We start from the raw sequence: 16,556 nt of genomic DNA, 5'->3' as shown, positions 1-16,556 counted from the left end.
TCCATGGAAATGCGCCTTTTGGGCCGCAGCGGCACTGCAGTCAGCAACTACGCCCTCGGCACCATGACGTTCGGCAATGAATCCGACGAGCGGGCCTCGCACGCCCTGCTCAATGACTACGTGGCGCCGGCGGCAACTTTATCGACACCGCGGATGTCTATACCGCCGGCGCGTCGGAGGAAATCATCGGCCGCTGGCTGCACGCCCATCCCGACGCCGCCGCCGACGTCGTTCTGGCCACCAAAGGCCGTTTCCCCATGGGTCCGGGTGCCAATGACCTTGGCACCTCCCGCCGGCACCTGCGCCGCGCCCTGGATGCCTCCCTCACCCGGCTGGGGGTGGACCATGTGGACCTGTACCAGTTGCACTCGTGGGACCCCTTCACCCCGTTGGAGGAAAGCCTGGGCTTCCTTAATGACGCCGTGACGGCAGGAAAGATCAGCTACTACGGGCTCTCCAATTTCACCGGCTGGCAGCTGACCAAGGCCGTGTACGTGGCCCGTGAACACGGCTGGGCCCTGCCGGTCACCTTGCAGCCGCAGTACAACCTGCTGGAACGCGAAATCGAATCGGAAATTGTGCCGGCGGCACTGGATGCCGGCCTCGGCCTGCTGCCCTGGTCCCCGCTGGCCGGCGGCTGGCTCACCGGCAAGTATGACCGCGAGACGGTGCCGGCGGGAAACACCCGGGTGGGCGATAACCCCACCCGACAGTTCCAGGGCTGGGACCTGCGCAGCCACAACGAACGGACCTGGCGGATCCTGGACGAGCTGCGCACCGTCGCGCACGCCCACGGGGCGACGCCGGCGCAGGTGGCGCTGGCGTGGCTTGCCGGCCGCCCGGGAGTGACCTCGGTGATCCTCGGTGCACGGACCACCGATCAGCTCGCGGACAACCTGGGGGCGGCATTCCTCACGCTCACACAGGAGGAGACCGAGAGGCTCACCGAGCTGAGCATGCCGCAGGTTGGGAATTATCCCTATGGCCCGGACGGGCTGAACCAGCGCGAACGCCTGCTCGGCGGCGGACGCACCGGACGCTAGGCCCCGGGCGCTCAGTGCCCGGGCACAGAGACCAAAGAACAGCGACGCCGAACCGGGGGCCGGTTCGGCGTTGCTGTTTCAGGTGCGGATAAACGTCAGGGCTTGAGGAAATCCTCGGGGCGCAGCTGCTGTGCCCACTTGCTGATTTCCTCTTCCTCCACCGGATCGGCCTTGCCCGCCTTCGCAGCGGCCTCGGGTTTTGAAGCGGCCGGGGTATCGCTCCCGGTTTCAGGCGCGGGATCCGGGATGGGCCGCACGTACGGCTGCGGGTGCGCGGCCATGTTCTGGATGGCAGCTCCCGAGGCGCGGATGCCGGCGCCGGTGAACATGGCGTAAAGCTTCAGTGCCTTGACCGGCTGGCCCTGGCCAAGTGCCGCATAGATCTGCCGGTGCTGGTCCGCACTGAGCAGGGCTGCAGCGTCCTTGGCGGCCTGGGGCGAGGTGCCGGTGTCCCCGGGAGCGGGGCGCGGGCGCGAGGGGCGGGCGGGCTTGGCGGGCTGCCCGCCGGCGGACCGCGGTTCGGCCGGGGCCGGACTGTCCTTGGCCGCAGCGGCCCGGCGCTTCTCGAACCTGCCCACGAGCGCGCTCACAACAGCGATGGATAGGACGAAGAGGATGATAACCGCAAGCTCCATACCTTGATCCTAGCTTTGCTTTCTCCACCCCTTAAAACGGCCGGTATATTGACGTTCAACAATGCACGGCCAATCAACGGAGATGCCATGACTTCCAGCGCCACCACTTTGCCGGGACTGCGGTCCCTCCGTGTCGAAATTCATGACGGCATCGCCGAGGTCCAGCTGATTGGCCCGTCCAAGGGCAACGCCATGGGCCCGGACTTCTGGACCGAACTGCCCGAGGTCTTTGACACCCTGAGCACCAACGACGATGTCCGGTCCGTCCTGCTGTACGGGTCCGCCGGGAACTTCAGCTACGGTCTGGATCTGCCGGCCATGGCTCCGGTCTTTGCCCCGCTGCTGGCGGCCGGCGGGATGGATGCCAGGCTGCGGGAGGGCTTCCGCCGGCAGATCCAGGCCCTGCAGGACGCGGTGAGTTCACTGGCCCGCTGCGCCAAACCCGTCATTGCCGCCGTGGACGGCTGGTGCATCGGTGGGGCCATTGATGTAATTGCCGCGGCCGATATCCGCATTTCCTCCCCTGCGGCACGGTTCAGTGTCCGCGAAGTAAAGGTCGCTATTGTCGCCGACCTCGGTTCGCTGCAACGCCTGCCAGCGATCATCGGCGAAGGCGCCACCCGGCAGCTGGCCCTGACCGGTGAGGATTTCGACGCCGCCCGTGCCCAGGCCCTTGGTCTGGTCACCGAGGTGGCCGACGACGTCGTCGCCCGCGGCCGCGAGCTGGCAACCCAGGTGGCAGCCAATTCCCCGCTGGTGGTGCAGGGCGTCAAGCAGGTGATGAACCGGCGGATTCAGAACTCCGTGCAGGACGGGCTGGATTATGTGCAGGTCTGGAACTCGGCGTTCCTGGCCAGCCACGACTTTAGTGAGGCCACCGCAGCCTTCACCGAGCGGCGCCCGCCGGTCTACCGCGGGGAGTAACCGGTCAGGACCAGGGCCGCCGCCAGCGCCGCCAGGCCAACTGCTGCCGTGCCGCCCTGCCGGGTGCGCAGGGCCAGCAAAATCAGTGCCACCCCCAAGAACGGGCTGAAGACCAGTGCCGGGGTGAACGGAATGCAGAAGACGGCAGCCCCGGCCAGGGCTGCCATCGCCCCGCGCTGCCGGCGGATCCCGCACCGTTTTTCCGCCCGTGCGGTGAGCGCCCAGGCGGCAAGGAGCAGCACCGCCGCGAAGATGCCGGCGGCGAAGACCTGCAGCTGCGTGCCGACCCAGTTCCGCGGCAGGAGGGGCAGGTCCCCGGTGCCGGTGAGATGCCATGCGAGCCCCAGCAGCGCACCGGTGCCGGTGGCGGCGAACAGCCAGCGGGTTGCCATGTGGTCCGCGTGGGCACCGGCGTCAGCATCCCGGGCGCCTTCAGCAGTTTCTGCGACTGCAGGTCCGCTTTGCCCGTCCATGGCCGTTCCCCCGTTCCCTCTTTCCCCGCATCCCCGGGCATTTCCGGAAAACCTAGCACGCCATCACGGTCCGGCGGAGAAGAAGCCTCCCGCCACAGGCGGAGATTTGCGGCCACGTGTTTACGCCGGAGCGGCGGATAAATACCCTCGTCCTTCAACTCGCCCATACTCACGGCTCCGGGAAGAAGGCATCAATCATGGGATACATCGCAGTAGGGACCGAAAACAGCACCACCACGCACCTCTATTACGAGGACCACGGCCAGGGGCAGCCCGTGGTCCTGATCCACGGCTACCCTTTGGACGGCTCCAGCTGGGAGCGGCAGACCCGGGAGCTGCTGGCGGCCGGCTACCGTGTCATCACGTACGACCGCCGCGGCTTCGGCCGGTCCGCCATGGCCGGAACCGGCTATGACTACGACACCTTCGCCGCGGACCTGAACACCCTGCTGGAGACACTGGACCTGAACAACGTGATTCTGGTCGGCTTTTCCATGGGCACCGGCGAACTGGCCCGGTATGTGTCCCGGTACGGAGCCGTGCGGGTTGCGAAACTCGCCTTTCTCGCCTCCCTTGAACCGTTCCTGGTGGCCCGGGAGGACAACCCGGACGGCGTGCCGCAGGACGTCTTCGACGGGATCGAAACGGCCGCCCGGGAGGACCGGTTCGCCTGGTTCACCAGTTTCTTCTCCGATTTTTACAACTTGGAGGAGAACCTGGGCACCCGGATCAGCCAGGAAGCCGTGACCGCGAGCTGGAACACCGCGGCCGGCAGCGCGCCGGTGGCCGCCTACGCCGTGGTCCCCACCTGGATCGAGGACTTCCGGGCGGACGTGGATGCGGTCCGCGACAGCGGGAAGCCGGTACTGATCCTGCACGGCACGGCAGACAACATCCTGCCCATCGATGCCACGGCCCGCCGGTTCCGCACGCTGGTGCCGGAGGCGGAGTATGTGGAGATCGACGGCGCACCCCACGGCCTGCTGTGGACCCACCACAGCGAGGTCAACAAGGCGCTGCTGGGCTTCGTCGCCCAGGGCTGAGGCTGCCGGTCAGGCCTTCAGCGCCAGGACAAACGGCAGCACCGATTCGGCCCCGGCCTCGCGCAGCACCCGGCCTGCTTCGGTCAGGGTCCACCGGCTGTCCGCGAAGTCGTCCACCAGCAGCACCGGTCCCGGGTTCGCGGCGAACCACGCGGCGCCCTCGGGCGGCACGGCAAACTGGTCCCAGACCGACGCGAGCCGGAAGGCGCTGTTGCCGCCGGGCCCGCCCGTGGGGCCGCCGTGCGGAGCCTGCAGCGCCCCGAGGTACGGGATCCGGCCCAGCTCGGACAGGCCGCGGGCCAGCGAATCCACCAGCTGCGGGCGGGACCGCGAGGGAACGGACACAATGGCGACCGGGCGCGTGTCCCAACCCCACTGGGCCAGCACCTGGACGCACCCGTTGATTAGGGCGGGATCCGCCGGAGTGTCTCCGGCGCCGGCAGCGAAGATTTCCCGCAGCCGCCCGCCCCAGCCCAGATCGGTGAGCCGGGCCAAGGCCCGGCCGGAGGACACCGCCTGGGCCGGTTTGATCTTGCCCTTCACGGGCACGCCCAGCCGGTCCATGCCCGAGGGGTACATGCCCCGCGGGTCCACGTCCACACCCACCTTGCTCAGGGCCTGTCCTGCGTTGTCCGCCGCCTCCTCGGCAACGTCGGAGGCAAACCACCGGCCCGCGCAGTTGTCGCACCGCCCGCACGGGGCCGCGGCGGGATCATCGAGCTGCAGGGACAGGAACTGCATCCGGCAGCCGGAGGTGCTCTCGTAATCCAGCATGGCCTGCTGTTCCTTCACCCGGGCTGCGGCAATCCGCTCGTAGCGTTCGCGGTCGTAGTGCCACGGCTGCCCGGTACCCCGCCAGCCGCCGGTGACCTTTTCCACCGCGCCGTCCACGGAGAGCACCTTCAGCAGCAGTTCCAGCGGCGAGCGCTTGAGGTTGACCCGGGTTTCCAGCACCCCGGTGGACAGCACCGCGCCGTCGGCCAGTTCCGCGAGCACCGCGGTGGCCGGACCTTCGGCGGGCATGGAGGAGGTGGCGAAGTACTGCCAGATATCCCGGTCCTCGGCGCCGGGCAGCAGCAGGACATCGGCGTTGGGGGTGCCGCGCCCGGCACGTCCCACCTGCTGGTAGTACGCCACCGGGGAGGAGGGGGCACCCAGATGGATCACGAAGCCCAGGTCCGGTTTGTCGAATCCCATGCCCAGCGCGCTGGTGGCTACCAGCGCCTTGACCCGGTTTTCCTTCAGTGCCGCTTCGGCTTCCTCCCGGTCCGCCGGATCGGTGCGCCCGGTGTACGCGAGGACCGGATGCCCGGCCTTCTGCAGCAGCCGGGCGGTGTCTTCGGCGCCGGAAACCGTCAGCGCGTAAATGATGCCGCTGCCGGGCAGCTCCTCCAAATGGGTGAGCAGCCAGGCGAGCCTGGCCCGAGGATTGGGCAGCCGCAGCACGCCCAGCCGCAGTGACTTCCGGGCCAGCGGACCGCGGATGGTAAAGACATCTTCGCCGCCGGCGGCGAGCTGGTCCTCTATGTCCTTCACCACACGGCTGTTGGCGGTGGCCGTGGTGGCCAGCACCGGCACGGTGGCGGGGAGCTGTTCGATCAGATTCCGGATGCGGCGGTAATCCGGACGGAAATCGTGGCCCCAGTCGGAAATGCAGTGCGCTTCATCAATCACCAGCAGCCCGGAACGGCGGATCAGCTCGGGCAGGTGCTGTTCCCGGAAGCCGGGGTTGTTCAGCCGTTCCGGCGACACCAGCAGCACATCCACCTCATCAGCTTCCAGCTTGGCGGAAATCTCCTGCCATTCCAGCTGGTTGGCGGAGTTGATGGCTTCGGCCCGGACGCCGGCACGCCCGGCGGCGGCCACCTGGTCCCGCATCAGGGCCAGCAGCGGGGAGACAATCAGCGTGGGCCCGGCTCCGCGGGCACGCAGCAGCAGGCTGGCGACGAAGTACACGGCGGACTTTCCCCAGCCGGTGCGCTGGACCACCAGGGCACGCCGGCCGCCGGAGACCAGCGCCTCAATGGCCTCGAACTGGTCCTGGTGGAACTCCGCCGAATCGTTCCCCACCAGTGCCCGCAGCAGCTGCACGGCTTCGGCATGCAGGGCGGGGTTCCGGGCCGCGCCGTCGGATGTGGGGTCAGAAGGTGCGTCTATATCCGTGCGTTCCATACCTCCACTATCCCAGCCTCCTCTGACTGTTTCCTGCGCCGGATTACCGGTGTGCACAAGTCCCCTGCCGCAGAGCGCCCTATAGACTGGCCCACGTGAACAATGCATTCGACCTCTCCGCGTCCTTTAAGGCCTACGACGTCCGCGGCGTCGTAGGCGAGACAATCACCCCGCAGATCGTCGAGGCCGTAGGGGCCGCGTTTGTTGACGTGCAGGGCCTGGCCGGACAGACGGTACTGGTGGGCGGTGACATGCGTCCGTCCTCGCCCGAGTTCATCCGGGACTTTGCGCGCGGGGCCACCGCACGGGGCGCCGATGTGCTGCTGCTGGACCTGATCTCCACAGACGAGCTGTACTACGCCTGCGGCGTGCTGAACGCCGCCGGCGTCACGTTCACGGCCAGCCACAACCCGGCGCAGTACAACGGCATCAAGATGGCCAAGGCCGGCGCCGTGCCCATCTCCTCCGAGACCGGGCTGCAGGAAATCCAGGCCCTCGCCGAGCAGTACCTGAACGGCCAGGGTTTTGACACCGTGGCCCAGCCCGGCCGGATCTCCGTCCGCGACGTGCTCGCCGATTACGCCGGCTACCTGCGCAACCTGGTGGACCTCTCCGGGATCCGCCCGCTGAAGGTTGTGGTGGACGCCGGCAACGGCATGGCCGGCATGACCACCCCGGCGGTGCTGGGTGACAGCATCCTGCCCGGCCTGCCGCTGGATATTGTGCCGCTGTACTTTGAACTGGACGGGTCCTTTCCGAACCACCCGGCCAACCCGCTGGAGCCGGAAAACCTGCGGGATCTGCAGGCCGCCGTCATCGAGCACGGCGCCGACATCGGCCTCGCGTTCGACGGCGACGCCGACCGCTGCTTCGTGATCGATGAGAAGGGCGAGCCGGTCAGCCCGTCCGCTGTCACCGCACTGGTGGCCCGCCGGGAAATTGCCCGCGCGAAGGCAGGCGGGGAAGAGACCCCGGTGATCATCCACAACCTGATCACCTCCCGTGCGGTGCCCGAGCTGGTGGCGCACGACGGCGGCCGCGCCGTCCGCACCCGGGTGGGACACTCCTTCATCAAGGCTGTGATGGCCAGTGAAGGCGCTGTTTTCGGCGGTGAGCACTCCGCGCACTACTACTTCCGCGATTTCTACAACGCGGACACCGGCATGCTGGCGGCCATGCACGTCCTGGCCGCCCTGGGCGAGCAGAACCGCACCCTCTCCGACCTGGCCCGCGAATACGAGCCGTATCACTCCTCCGGCGAGGTGAACTCCCGGGTGGAGGACGTTCCGGCCGCGCTGGCCCGCGTGCGTGCCGAATACGAGCGCGACGGCGTGACGGTGGACGCCCTCGACGGCCTGACCTTCACTTCCGACGACGGCGCATGGTGGTTCAACCTCCGCGCCTCGAACACCGAACCCTTCCTGCGGCTGAACGCTGAAGCAGAGGACCTGCCCACCATGGAGCGCGTCCGCGACCACGTACTTGAACTAGTGAGGAAATAAACATGGCAGATGTAGAACTGAACGGCAGCGAACCCTCAGCCCAGGTCCAGGAGGACCTGAACTCCCTGATCGGCACGGCCCTGGGCGTCGCCCAGGAACAGCTGGAAGCGCAGGGCGCGTTCCTGCCCGCCGCGCTGGTGGTGCAGAACGACGGCGAGCTGCGGATGATCGCCGTTGCCCCGGAGGAAAGCGACGAAGACCTCGACGCCGACGCGATGATCGATGACATCTACACGGTGCTCACCGAGCAGAAGGGCGAGAACCGTGCAGTGGCAGTGTTCTCGGACATCCACCTGCCGGAAGAAAACACCGACGCCATCCACGTGGTGACCGAGCACTCCGAAGGTGTCTGCATTTCCGCCATCCAGGCGTACTCCGTCAATGGTGAGGAATGGACCTTCAACGAGCCCATCTGGGAAGCCGGCGAGCCGATCGTCTGGGCCGCTGACGAAGCGTAACCGACAGCAGCTAAACAAAAGCAGCAGCTAGACAAAAGGGTGGTCCCGCCGGATTCGGCGGGACCACCCTTTTTGCTTTTACCGGTGATCTTCAGCGTCAGGCAGCGAACCGTTCCTTCAGTTCAGCCAGCCGGTCCTGCAACTCCTGCGGCAGGGTGGACCCGAAGCGGGCGTACCACTCGTCGATGCCGTCCAGTTCGGTGGCCCATTCCTGCGGATCCACGCGCACTGCCTGCTCCACATCCTCGGGCGTCATGTCCAGGCCGGTGAGGTCAATGGAGTCTCCGGTCGGCACAAACCCGATGGGGGTTTCCACGGCGCCGGCCTTGCCCTCGAGGCGTTCAATGACCCACTTGAGCACCCGGGCGTTGTCGCCGAAGCCCGGCCACGCGAATCCGCCGTCGGCAGTGCGGCGGAACCAGTTGACCAGGAAGATCTTGGGCAGCGTCTCCTGGTTGGCCTTGCCGCTGAGTTCAATCCAGTGCCGCAGGTAGTCCCCGGCGTCGTAGCCCATAAACGGCAGCATGGCCATCGGATCGCGCCGGACCACGCCCACCTGGCCGGCGGCGGCCGCGGTGGTTTCGGAGGACAGGGTGGACCCCATGAAGATGCCGCTGGCCCAGTCGCGGGCCTCGGTCACCAGCGGGACAGTGGTCTTGCGGCGGCCGCCGAAGAGGATCGCGGAGACCGGGACGCCGTTCGGGGAGTGGTACTCGTCCGCCAGCATGTCGATCTGGTCGATCGGGGTGCAGAACCGGGAGTTCGGGTGGGCTGCCGGGCGGCCGGACTCGGGGGTCCAGTCCTGGCCGAGCCAGTCCGTCAGGTGTGCCGGAGCGTCGTCGGTCATGCCCTCCCACCAGACTCCGCCGTCGTCGGTCAGTGCCACGTTGGTGAAAATGGAGTTGCCCTTGGCAATGGCGCGCATGGCGTTGGGGTTGGTGCTCCACCCGGTGCCGGGGGCGACGCCGAACAGGCCCGCCTCGGGGTTCACTGCGCGGAGCTCCCCTTCCTTGCCAAAGCGCATCCAGGTGATGTCGTCACCGAGGGTTTCGACCTTCCAGCCCTCGATCGTGGGATCGAGGAGGGCCAGGTTGGTCTTGCCGCAGGCCGAGGGGAAGGCGGCGGAAACGTAGTAGTCCTTCTGCTCCGGGCTGGTGAGCTTGAGAATGAGCATGTGCTCGGCCAGCCAGCCCTCGTCGCGGGCCATGATGGAGGCAATGCGCAGGGCATAGCACTTCTTGCCCAGCAGGGCGTTGCCGCCGTAGCCGGAGCCGTAGGACCAAATGGACCGGTCCTCCGGGAAGTGCACAATCCACTTCTCATCGCTGCAGGGCCAGGCAACATCCTCTGCGCCGTCGGTCAGCGGGTACCCCACGGAGTGCAGCGCCGGCACGAAGAAGGCATCCAGCTCTTCCATCTTGCGCAGCACGTCGGTGCCAATCCGGGCCATGATGCGCATGGAGGCCACCACATAGGCGCTGTCGGTGATTTCGACGCCGAACTTGGGGTCTTCGGCCTCAAGGTGGCCCATCACGAAGGGAACAATGTACATGGTGCGTCCGCGCATGGAACCGGCGAAAAGCCCGTTCAGCTTGGTACGCATTTCCTGCGGGTCCATCCAGTTGTTGGTAAACCCGGCGTCTTCGCGCTTTTCCGAGCAGATGAAGGTCTGCTCTTCGACGCGGGCCACGTCCTTCGGGTCGGAGAACGCCGCAAAGGAGTTCGGGAAGGTTTCCGGGTTCAGCCGGACCAGGGTGCCGGCGTCCACAAGTTCATCCGTGAGGATCCGGTTTTCCTCTTCAGAGCCATCGACCCAATACACGCGGTCAGGCTGCGTCAGCTCGGCAACTTCCTTCACCCACGCAAGGAGGGCCTGGTGGGTGGTCGGGGCAGGAGCCCCACCGTCTTTGCTGTCCAGCGGCTGGCTAGCAGCGTTTTCGCCGCTCTCATCGAGAACTAGCTGACGCGCGTCATCGCCCATGACTCTTCCCTTCGTTGGGTCAGTGGTGTGTTTTGATGCTAGTGGCGCCTTCCGAACGGCTTCGGCTGAAAAGGTCGCACCTTTGGCGGCTGCAATGGAAAGACTCCCTGAAATCCACGAGTTATGTGCCCTGCACCCCAGGTTAATGTGACTAACGTCACATAGACCGGTCTAGTGACACAGACGTCATCGTCCTCGATTGGCGCTCCCCTCAAAAGCCCGCTATAGTTATCTACGGCCAAACAGCCACGGAAGAACTTGAAAGAAACCGGTGAGAATCGGTTTTGATAGACTAGTTCTTATGCGTGCGTAGCTCAACGGATAGAGCATCTGACTACGGATCAGAAGGTTGGGGGTTCGAATCCCTTCGCGCGCACCACTCGGACCCGGCCCGATCAGGACAACCTGATCGGGCCGGGTTTTTTGTTGTCCGCCCACCGGTTGCCCCGGCCCGCCGGGGGTGCAAGGCTCGGTCCATGACTGAGACTCTGCAGACCGACGTAGTGGTTATCGGCGCCGGCGCCGTGGGTGAAAACGCGGCCGGCCGCGTGATTCAGGGCGGACTCTCCGCCGTCCTCATCGAAGCGGACCTGGTGGGCGGCGAGTGCTCCTACTGGGCCTGCATGCCTTCCAAGGCACTCCTGCGCCCCGGCACCGCTCTGACCGAGGCCCGGTCGGTGGCCGGTTCCCGCGAGGCCGTCGCCGGCACCCTGGACACCGCAGCCGTCCTGGAGCGCCGGAATTCCTTCACCTCGCAGTGGGATGACACCAGTCAGGCCGAGTGGGTGGCCGACGCCGGGATCGAACTGATCCGCGGACGGGCACGGCTGAGCGCACCGCGCGCAGTGGACGTCCGGACCACCGACGGCCGGACCTTGCACATCTCCGCCCGTCACGCCGTCGTGCTGGCCACCGGCTCCACCCCCACCCCTCCCCCGCTTCCGGGACTGGACACCGTTGATTACTGGGGAACCCGGGAGGCCACCTCCGCGCAGGAGGTTCCCGGCCGGCTGGTGGTGATCGGCGGCGGAGTCTCCGGCGTGGAACTGGCCCAGGCCTACGCCCGGCTCGGTGCGGCCGTCACGCTGCTCGCCCGCGGCCCTCTCCTCAAATCCTTTCCGGAACCGGCGCGCAACCTGGTGGAGCAGGGGCTGAAGAACGCCGGGGTGGATGTACGCACCAACACCTCCCCTGCCTCGGTCCGGGCATCCGACGACGGCGGCGTCCGCATTGAGCTGGAGGGCGGCGGGTCGGTGGCGGCGGACAAGCTGCTGGTATCCACCGGGCGCCGCCCGGCACTGGCGGACCTCGGATTGGAAGAGGTGGTGGGCCTGGATCCGCGCACCCTGGACGTCGATGACTCCGGACAGGTGGCAGGTGTGGACGGCGGCTGGCTGTATGCCGTGGGGGATGCTGCCGGAAAGGTGCTGCTCACCCATCAGGGTAAATACGAAGCCCGCGCCACCGGTGATGCCATTGCGGCCCGGGCCGCCGGGAATCCCGCGCCCGCCTCGGCGGCCTGGACCCGCTACACCGCCACCGCGGACAGGTATGCCGTGCCGCAGGTGGTGTTTACCGATCCCGAGATCGCCATGGTGGGGCGCACCGCTGAGCAGGCACGGGCCGACGGGCTCAACGTGTCCGAGACCTCGCTGGACATCGCCGTGGCGGGGTCGGCGCTGTATGCGGACGACTACTCCGGCTGGGCGCAGATGGTGGTGGATGAGGACCGCCGCGTCCTGGTGGGCGTGACGTTTGCCGGCCCGGGCGTCTCGGAACTGCTGCACGCGGCCACCATCGCGATTGTTGGCGAGGTTCCCCTGGACCGCCTGTGGCACGCCGTCCCTGCCTACCCCACCATCAGCGAGGTATGGCTCCGGCTGCTGGAGAAATACGGCCTGTAGGGCAGCCGCCTCCGCAACGTGGCAGAACTCTCCGTTCACTTATTTGCACTGACCAGTCAGTTTGGCCTAGGTTGGCAGATGCGCCCGCGGTGTGCCCGGCGCGCAGCATCCACGGACAAAGAGGCGAAGACCATGCTCAGTGCGGACAAGCTATTCGTGAAGGGACGTCACAGCCCTCTTCTGCCGCCAACATCCCTGACGGTCGGTGCCGGGGAGCTGCTCCTTGCCTGCGGCCCGAGCCAGCCAGTGCGGACCGCAATGGCCCTGACGCTTTCGGGCCGGATGCGTCCCACCTCCGGATCCGTATCCTGGGGCCGTGACTCCCGGCTGGAGCACCTGCGCCGGCATGCAGCACTCCTGGACTGCCCCGAGGTCACCGAACCGGAACGGCACCTGCGCGTCCGCGACCTGGTGGCCGAAGACCTGGCACTGATTCCCCGCCGCAGCCGGCCGCGAACGGGCGCCGCCGCCTGGCTGTCCGCCGAAGGGCTGGAAGGCCTGGGCCCGCTGTGGATCGAGGAACTTGGCCCGGCAGCGAGGCTGGACCTGCTGCTCCGGCTGGCACTGGCGGACACCGCCGTCGACCTGCTGGTTATTGATTCACCGGACCGCCACGGGCCGGACCCGGACACCTGGCTCACCCTCCTGGCTGAAGCCGTCTCCGCACCCGGCCGACAGGTGACCGCTGTTGCCGTGGTGGCACAGATCCCCGCGGAGTGGGCCGGACCCTCCGCCGCTGCCGGTGATACCGGCGACACTGCCGATACCGATACAGGTTCCCCGGCTGATGCCGCCGAAACTGCCCAGACCGCGAAAGCTTCCGCATGACTGTCTTCCGCCTCGCCCTGAGCGAGCTCAAACGCATGACCGCCGGCATCCTGCCCAAGCTGGCCATCCTTGCCCTCTCCCTGGTGCCCCTGCTGTACGGCGCCATCTACCTGTACGCCAACTGGGATCCCTACGGAAACCTCGACGGCGTCAAGGCAGCGCTGGTGGTTGACGATGAAGGTGCGGACACCGCTGACGGCCGCCTCGACGTCGGCGCCTCCGTTCGGGAGAACCTGCTGGAGGACGGCACTTTCGACTGGGAAATCGTTGACGGGGCCGGTGCCGCCGATGACGGGGTGCGTGCCGGCAGCTACGAATTCGCCCTGACCATCCCGGCGGACTTCTCCGCGAACCTTGCCTCTCCCGCGGACCTTGGCGGTGCCCGCCAGGCGACACTGCATGTCACCACCAATGACGCCAACAACTACCTGCTCAGCAGCATCGTGGACAAGCTGACCGCCTCGGTCCATGACACGGTTGCCGCCGAAGTGGGCGAGGAATCGGCCAGCCGGCTGCTGACCGGCTTCAGCACCGTGCACTCCCAGCTGGAACAGGCCGCCGACGGCGCCCGGCAGCTGGCCGACGGAGCAGCCTCGGCGGACTCCGGCGCCGCCGAGCTGGGCACGGGCCTGGACTCGCTCGCTTCCGGCGCCGGGTCCTTGGTGGCAGGGCAGGAGCAGTTGGTGTCCGGCGCGGATGCCCTCGCTGCGGGCTCGGCAGACCTGTCCGCAGGCGCAGACCAGGTGTCCTCGGGTGCCGGCCAGCTATCGGACGGTCTTGGCCAGCTGTCCGCCTCCACCGCGCAGCTGCCGCAACAGACCCGTGCCCTGGCCGACGGCGCCCGGCAGGTGGCCGATGGAACGGCGGCCTTGAACACCACGGTTGCCGAGACCGCCCAGGCCGCCCGGCAGAACGTTACGGACGCCGTCGCCCGTCTGGTGGGCAGCGGCGTCCTGACCCCGGCGCAGGCCGCAGCGCTTCAACAGGAGCTGGCCGGCGCACAGACCGGCACGGACGGGATGGAACAGCTGCAGGCCCTGGCCGACGGCGCCGCACAGGTTGCCGCCGGAGCAGAGTCCCTGGCCTCCGCCACCCCCGAACTGACGCAGGGCATCGGCGCCGCCAACGATGGCGCCTCCCAGCTTGCCGCCGGCGCCGCGGACCTGTCCGCCGGTGCCGGTGAGCTTTCCACGGGGGCCGGCACCCTGGCCGCGGGCGAGCAGCAGGCCCTGGAGGGTTCCCGGCAGCTGGCCGCCGGCGCGGATTCTGCCGCGGCCGGCGCCTCGAACCTGCAGGACGGCCTCGGCCGGCTGAAGGCTGGAGCTGACGAACTGGCCGGGCGGCTGGCCGACGGCGCGGGCAACGTTCCCAACCCGAATGAGGAGGAGAAGGCGAATGCCTCGGCAGTGATCGCGGATCCGCTGACCGTCAGCACGGTGGACCAGGCGGAGGCCGGAACCTACGGTGCCGGGCTGGCCCCCTATTTCCTGACCCTGGCCATGTGGGTGGGCATCTTCATGCTGGCGCAGGCCATGCGGCCCATCAGCCGCCGGGCCCTGGCCTCCAATGCCCCGCCCTGGAAGATCGCGCTGGGCGGCTGGCTGCCGTTCCTGGCCGTCTCCCTGGTGCAGGCCACCGTCCTGTACGCCGCGGTGCGCTTCGGCCTGGGTCTTGATCCGGCCCATCCGGTGCTCGCCTGGGTGCTGCTGCTGATGGCCGCCATGGCCTTCTCGGCGCTGATCCAGGGCATCGTGGCCCTGCTGGGCTCGGTGGGCAAGTTTGTGGTGCTCGTCCTGCTGGTGCTGCAGCTGGTTTCCTCCGGCGGCACCTTCCCCTGGCAGACCATCCCGGAACCGCTGCATGTGGCGCACAATGTGCTGCCGATGGGACACATGGTGAACGGGCTGCGCCAGCTGCTCTACGGCGGGGATCTGGGGCAGGTGGGCGCCGTTGCGGCGGGGCTGCTGCTCTATACCGCGCTGGGACTGGTGCTGTCCCTGACCGCCGCCAAGCGGCACCGCCTCTGGACGCTCAAGACCCTGCAGCCGGAAATCGACATTTAGCGCCGGGCCTGTGGGGGCTGCGCGGCGGGCGCTGGGCGGCGGGGCTCAGCCCCGGCGCACCACGAAGTCGGTAATCCGGGCGTCGCGGCCGTCCAGTTCCGCCCACGGCAGCGCGTGTTCCATCACGGTGAGGCCCGACGTCGGATAGCGCGTGGCCATCTCCATGACGGCTTCTTCATCCGAGTCCGGCGAGGCAAGGCGCATCGCAAGTTCCTGCACGCCGGGCAGGTGGGCAATCACCAGCAGGCTGGTCACGGTTTCCGGCACATGGTTGATGAGGCTGAGGATGCGTTCCGGGGAGGCAGCATAGAGCCTGTCCTCCAGTTTGGCGGTGGGCGCCTTGTCGCCGAGTTCCTTGCAGACCCAGGTACAGGTCTGCCGTGCCCGCAGCGCCGAGGAACAGAGAATGAAGTCCGGGATGCTGCCGTGCTCGCGCATCCACTCCCCCGCCAGCGGTGCGTCCCGGTGCCCCCGGCCGGAGAGCGGCCGCTCGTGGTCTGCAACATCGCGCGGCCAGTCGGCCTTAGCGTGGCGCAGGAGCTGGAGTTTTTTGAGATGGTGGCCGGTCATTTGCCAAGTCTAGCCGCGGACGGAACCCCCAGTTCCGTCCGCTGACCGGCCACCCGTCCCGCTGCTAGATGCTGTATTCCGGTGCAGCCCAGACAACAACCTCGGGGTGCTCGTAGAAGCGGTAGCCCTGTCCGCGGACCGTGCGGACGGTGTTGGCCAGGCGTCCGAGCTTGGACCGCAGGCGCCGGATGTGCACGTCAATGGTGCGCTCGTTCGGCACTTCTTCGGCATTGCGCCACAGCCCCGCGAGCAGCTCTTCCCGGCCCACCGTCCGGCTGGCGTTCTCCACCAGGTAGTTCAGCAGCTCGAATTCCTTGAACGTGAGGTTCAGCGTATCCCCGTCCAGGTGCACTTCCCGCCGGGAGAGGTCAATCAGGACCCCGGACGGGCGCGTTGCTGCCGGAACCTGCGGCGCCGGCACGGGCTGGGCCGCAGGCTGGCGGCGGGCCACGGTGGGATCCCCCAGTGCCTGGCGGACCACCTCGATGTCCGTGCCGGTGGCGCTGGCCGGAGCCAGGGCAACCGCGGCGTGGCTCTGGGCGCCGGGGACCAGGGTCTGGACGTGGGCCCGGATCTCCTGGGCAAGCTTCGTGAGGGACGTGCCGTGCGCGGCAGCGGTGTCCTCATCGAGTCCCACATAAATAACAAACCCGCGCGCAGACGTGTCAGTGCTGACAGACTGCGGACCGGGAATCCCGTTGGGTGTCACCACGGGCATGGGTGCGGTGACGGGGTTGGCATCCTGTCCGGGAAAGGTGCGGAGCGGACGGGCCCCGAGGGTGGACTGGACGCTGTAGGACTGGTTTCCGAACGGCTGGGCAGCGTAGGAACGGTCGAAACCGCCCCCGGCGGACTGGCGCGGGGAAACTGATCCGGCGCGATTCTGCGCATTGCGCAGGGAGATGTGGACGTAACCGGATGCTACTGACATGTGGAACCTCATCGTGAATCGCCGTCATC

General features: G+C 67.7%; 13 protein-coding genes, 1 tRNA gene and 1 pseudogene. 9 read left to right on the top strand and 6 right to left on the bottom strand.

The window, feature by feature from the left end; translation table 11 throughout:
• Positions 1-3 precede the first annotated feature (3 nt).
• Positions 4-1,043: pseudogene (locus tag AC5RTS_RS09085) on the top strand (aldo/keto reductase).
• Between the two features lie 95 nt (positions 1,044-1,138).
• Here the strand turns inward: AC5RTS_RS09085 and AC5RTS_RS09080 are convergent.
• The gene (locus tag AC5RTS_RS09080; RefSeq protein ID WP_493991738.1) at positions 1,139-1,678 is read right to left on the bottom strand and encodes a hypothetical protein; all 540 of its coding nucleotides are present in this window, start codon (positions 1,676-1,678) and stop codon (positions 1,139-1,141) included.
• Positions 1,679-1,765: 87 nt separating this feature from the next.
• On the opposite strand from AC5RTS_RS09080, the gene AC5RTS_RS09075 reads away from it, so the two are divergent.
• Complete coding sequence (locus tag AC5RTS_RS09075) at positions 1,766-2,602, top strand: crotonase/enoyl-CoA hydratase family protein (protein WP_493991737.1); 837 nt, start codon at positions 1,766-1,768, stop codon at positions 2,600-2,602.
• Here AC5RTS_RS09075 and AC5RTS_RS09070 read toward each other — a convergent pair.
• Positions 2,587-3,075 carry a hypothetical protein gene (locus AC5RTS_RS09070; protein ID WP_493991736.1) on the bottom strand — a complete coding sequence of 163 codons (489 nt, stop codon included), beginning with the start codon at positions 3,073-3,075 and terminating at the stop codon, positions 2,587-2,589. The genes AC5RTS_RS09075 and AC5RTS_RS09070 overlap by 16 nt on opposite strands.
• A gap of 197 nt (positions 3,076-3,272) precedes the next feature.
• Here AC5RTS_RS09070 and AC5RTS_RS09065 point away from each other — a divergent pair, with 197 nt between their 5' ends.
• Positions 3,273-4,118, top strand: coding sequence for an alpha/beta fold hydrolase (locus AC5RTS_RS09065; RefSeq protein WP_493991735.1), 846 nt, complete (start codon positions 3,273-3,275; stop codon positions 4,116-4,118).
• A 9-nt stretch (positions 4,119-4,127) separates the two neighbouring features.
• Here AC5RTS_RS09065 and AC5RTS_RS09060 read toward each other — a convergent pair whose 3' ends face one another.
• The gene (locus tag AC5RTS_RS09060; RefSeq protein ID WP_493991734.1) at positions 4,128-6,290 is read right to left on the bottom strand and encodes a RecQ family ATP-dependent DNA helicase; all 2,163 of its coding nucleotides are present in this window, start codon (positions 6,288-6,290) and stop codon (positions 4,128-4,130) included.
• Positions 6,291-6,385: 95 nt separating this feature from the next.
• On the opposite strand from AC5RTS_RS09060, the gene AC5RTS_RS09055 reads away from it, so the two are divergent.
• Both AC5RTS_RS09055 and AC5RTS_RS09050 read left to right on the top strand, forming a co-directional pair.
• Positions 6,386-7,792, top strand: coding sequence for a phosphomannomutase/phosphoglucomutase (locus AC5RTS_RS09055; RefSeq protein WP_493991733.1), 1,407 nt, complete (start codon positions 6,386-6,388; stop codon positions 7,790-7,792).
• 2 nt (positions 7,793-7,794) lie between these two features.
• Entirely contained in the window at positions 7,795-8,250 is a 456-nt protein-coding gene (locus AC5RTS_RS09050) for a hypothetical protein (RefSeq protein WP_493991732.1), read from the top strand.
• Between the two features lie 97 nt (positions 8,251-8,347).
• Here AC5RTS_RS09050 and AC5RTS_RS09045 read toward each other — a convergent pair whose 3' ends face one another.
• A complete protein-coding gene (locus AC5RTS_RS09045) occupies positions 8,348-10,231 on the bottom strand; it encodes a phosphoenolpyruvate carboxykinase (GTP) (protein WP_493991731.1) in 1,884 nt (627 codons plus the stop codon).
• Between the two features lie 303 nt (positions 10,232-10,534).
• Between AC5RTS_RS09045 and AC5RTS_RS09040 the strand changes: the two genes are divergently transcribed.
• The 4 genes from AC5RTS_RS09040 (at position 10,535) to AC5RTS_RS09025 (ending at position 15,026) form a co-directional block, all read left to right on the top strand.
• Positions 10,535-10,610, top strand: a tRNA-Arg gene (locus tag AC5RTS_RS09040).
• A 97-nt stretch (positions 10,611-10,707) separates the two neighbouring features.
• On the top strand, positions 10,708-12,135 hold the full coding sequence (locus AC5RTS_RS09035) for a dihydrolipoyl dehydrogenase family protein (RefSeq protein WP_493991730.1): 1,428 nt from the start codon (positions 10,708-10,710) through the stop codon (positions 12,133-12,135).
• 258 nt (positions 12,136-12,393) lie between these two features.
• Positions 12,394-12,963 (top strand): ABC transporter ATP-binding protein, encoded by a 570-nt coding sequence (locus AC5RTS_RS09030; protein WP_493991729.1) that lies wholly within the window; start codon positions 12,394-12,396, stop codon positions 12,961-12,963.
• Positions 12,960-15,026, top strand: coding sequence for a YhgE/Pip domain-containing protein (locus tag AC5RTS_RS09025; RefSeq protein WP_493991728.1), 2,067 nt, complete (start codon positions 12,960-12,962; stop codon positions 15,024-15,026). The genes AC5RTS_RS09030 and AC5RTS_RS09025 overlap by 4 nt, the downstream gene beginning before the upstream one ends.
• 45 nt (positions 15,027-15,071) lie before the next feature.
• Here the strand turns inward: AC5RTS_RS09025 and AC5RTS_RS09020 are convergent, their stop codons facing one another.
• Together AC5RTS_RS09020 and AC5RTS_RS09015 are read right to left on the bottom strand one after the other, a co-directional pair.
• Positions 15,072-15,596: a SixA phosphatase family protein gene (locus AC5RTS_RS09020; RefSeq protein WP_227905016.1), complete on the bottom strand. Its 525-nt coding sequence runs from the start codon at positions 15,594-15,596 to the stop codon at positions 15,072-15,074.
• A gap of 64 nt (positions 15,597-15,660) precedes the next feature.
• Positions 15,661-16,527 (bottom strand): winged helix-turn-helix domain-containing protein, encoded by an 867-nt coding sequence (locus AC5RTS_RS09015; protein WP_493991727.1) that lies wholly within the window; start codon positions 16,525-16,527, stop codon positions 15,661-15,663.
• Positions 16,528-16,556: the final 29 nt, after the last annotated feature.

It is taken from the genome of Arthrobacter sp. MDT1-49-2, from assembly GCF_059090185.1.
The sequence above is the reverse complement of the archived record's forward strand: the minus strand, read 5'-3'. Positions and strand labels throughout refer to the sequence as shown.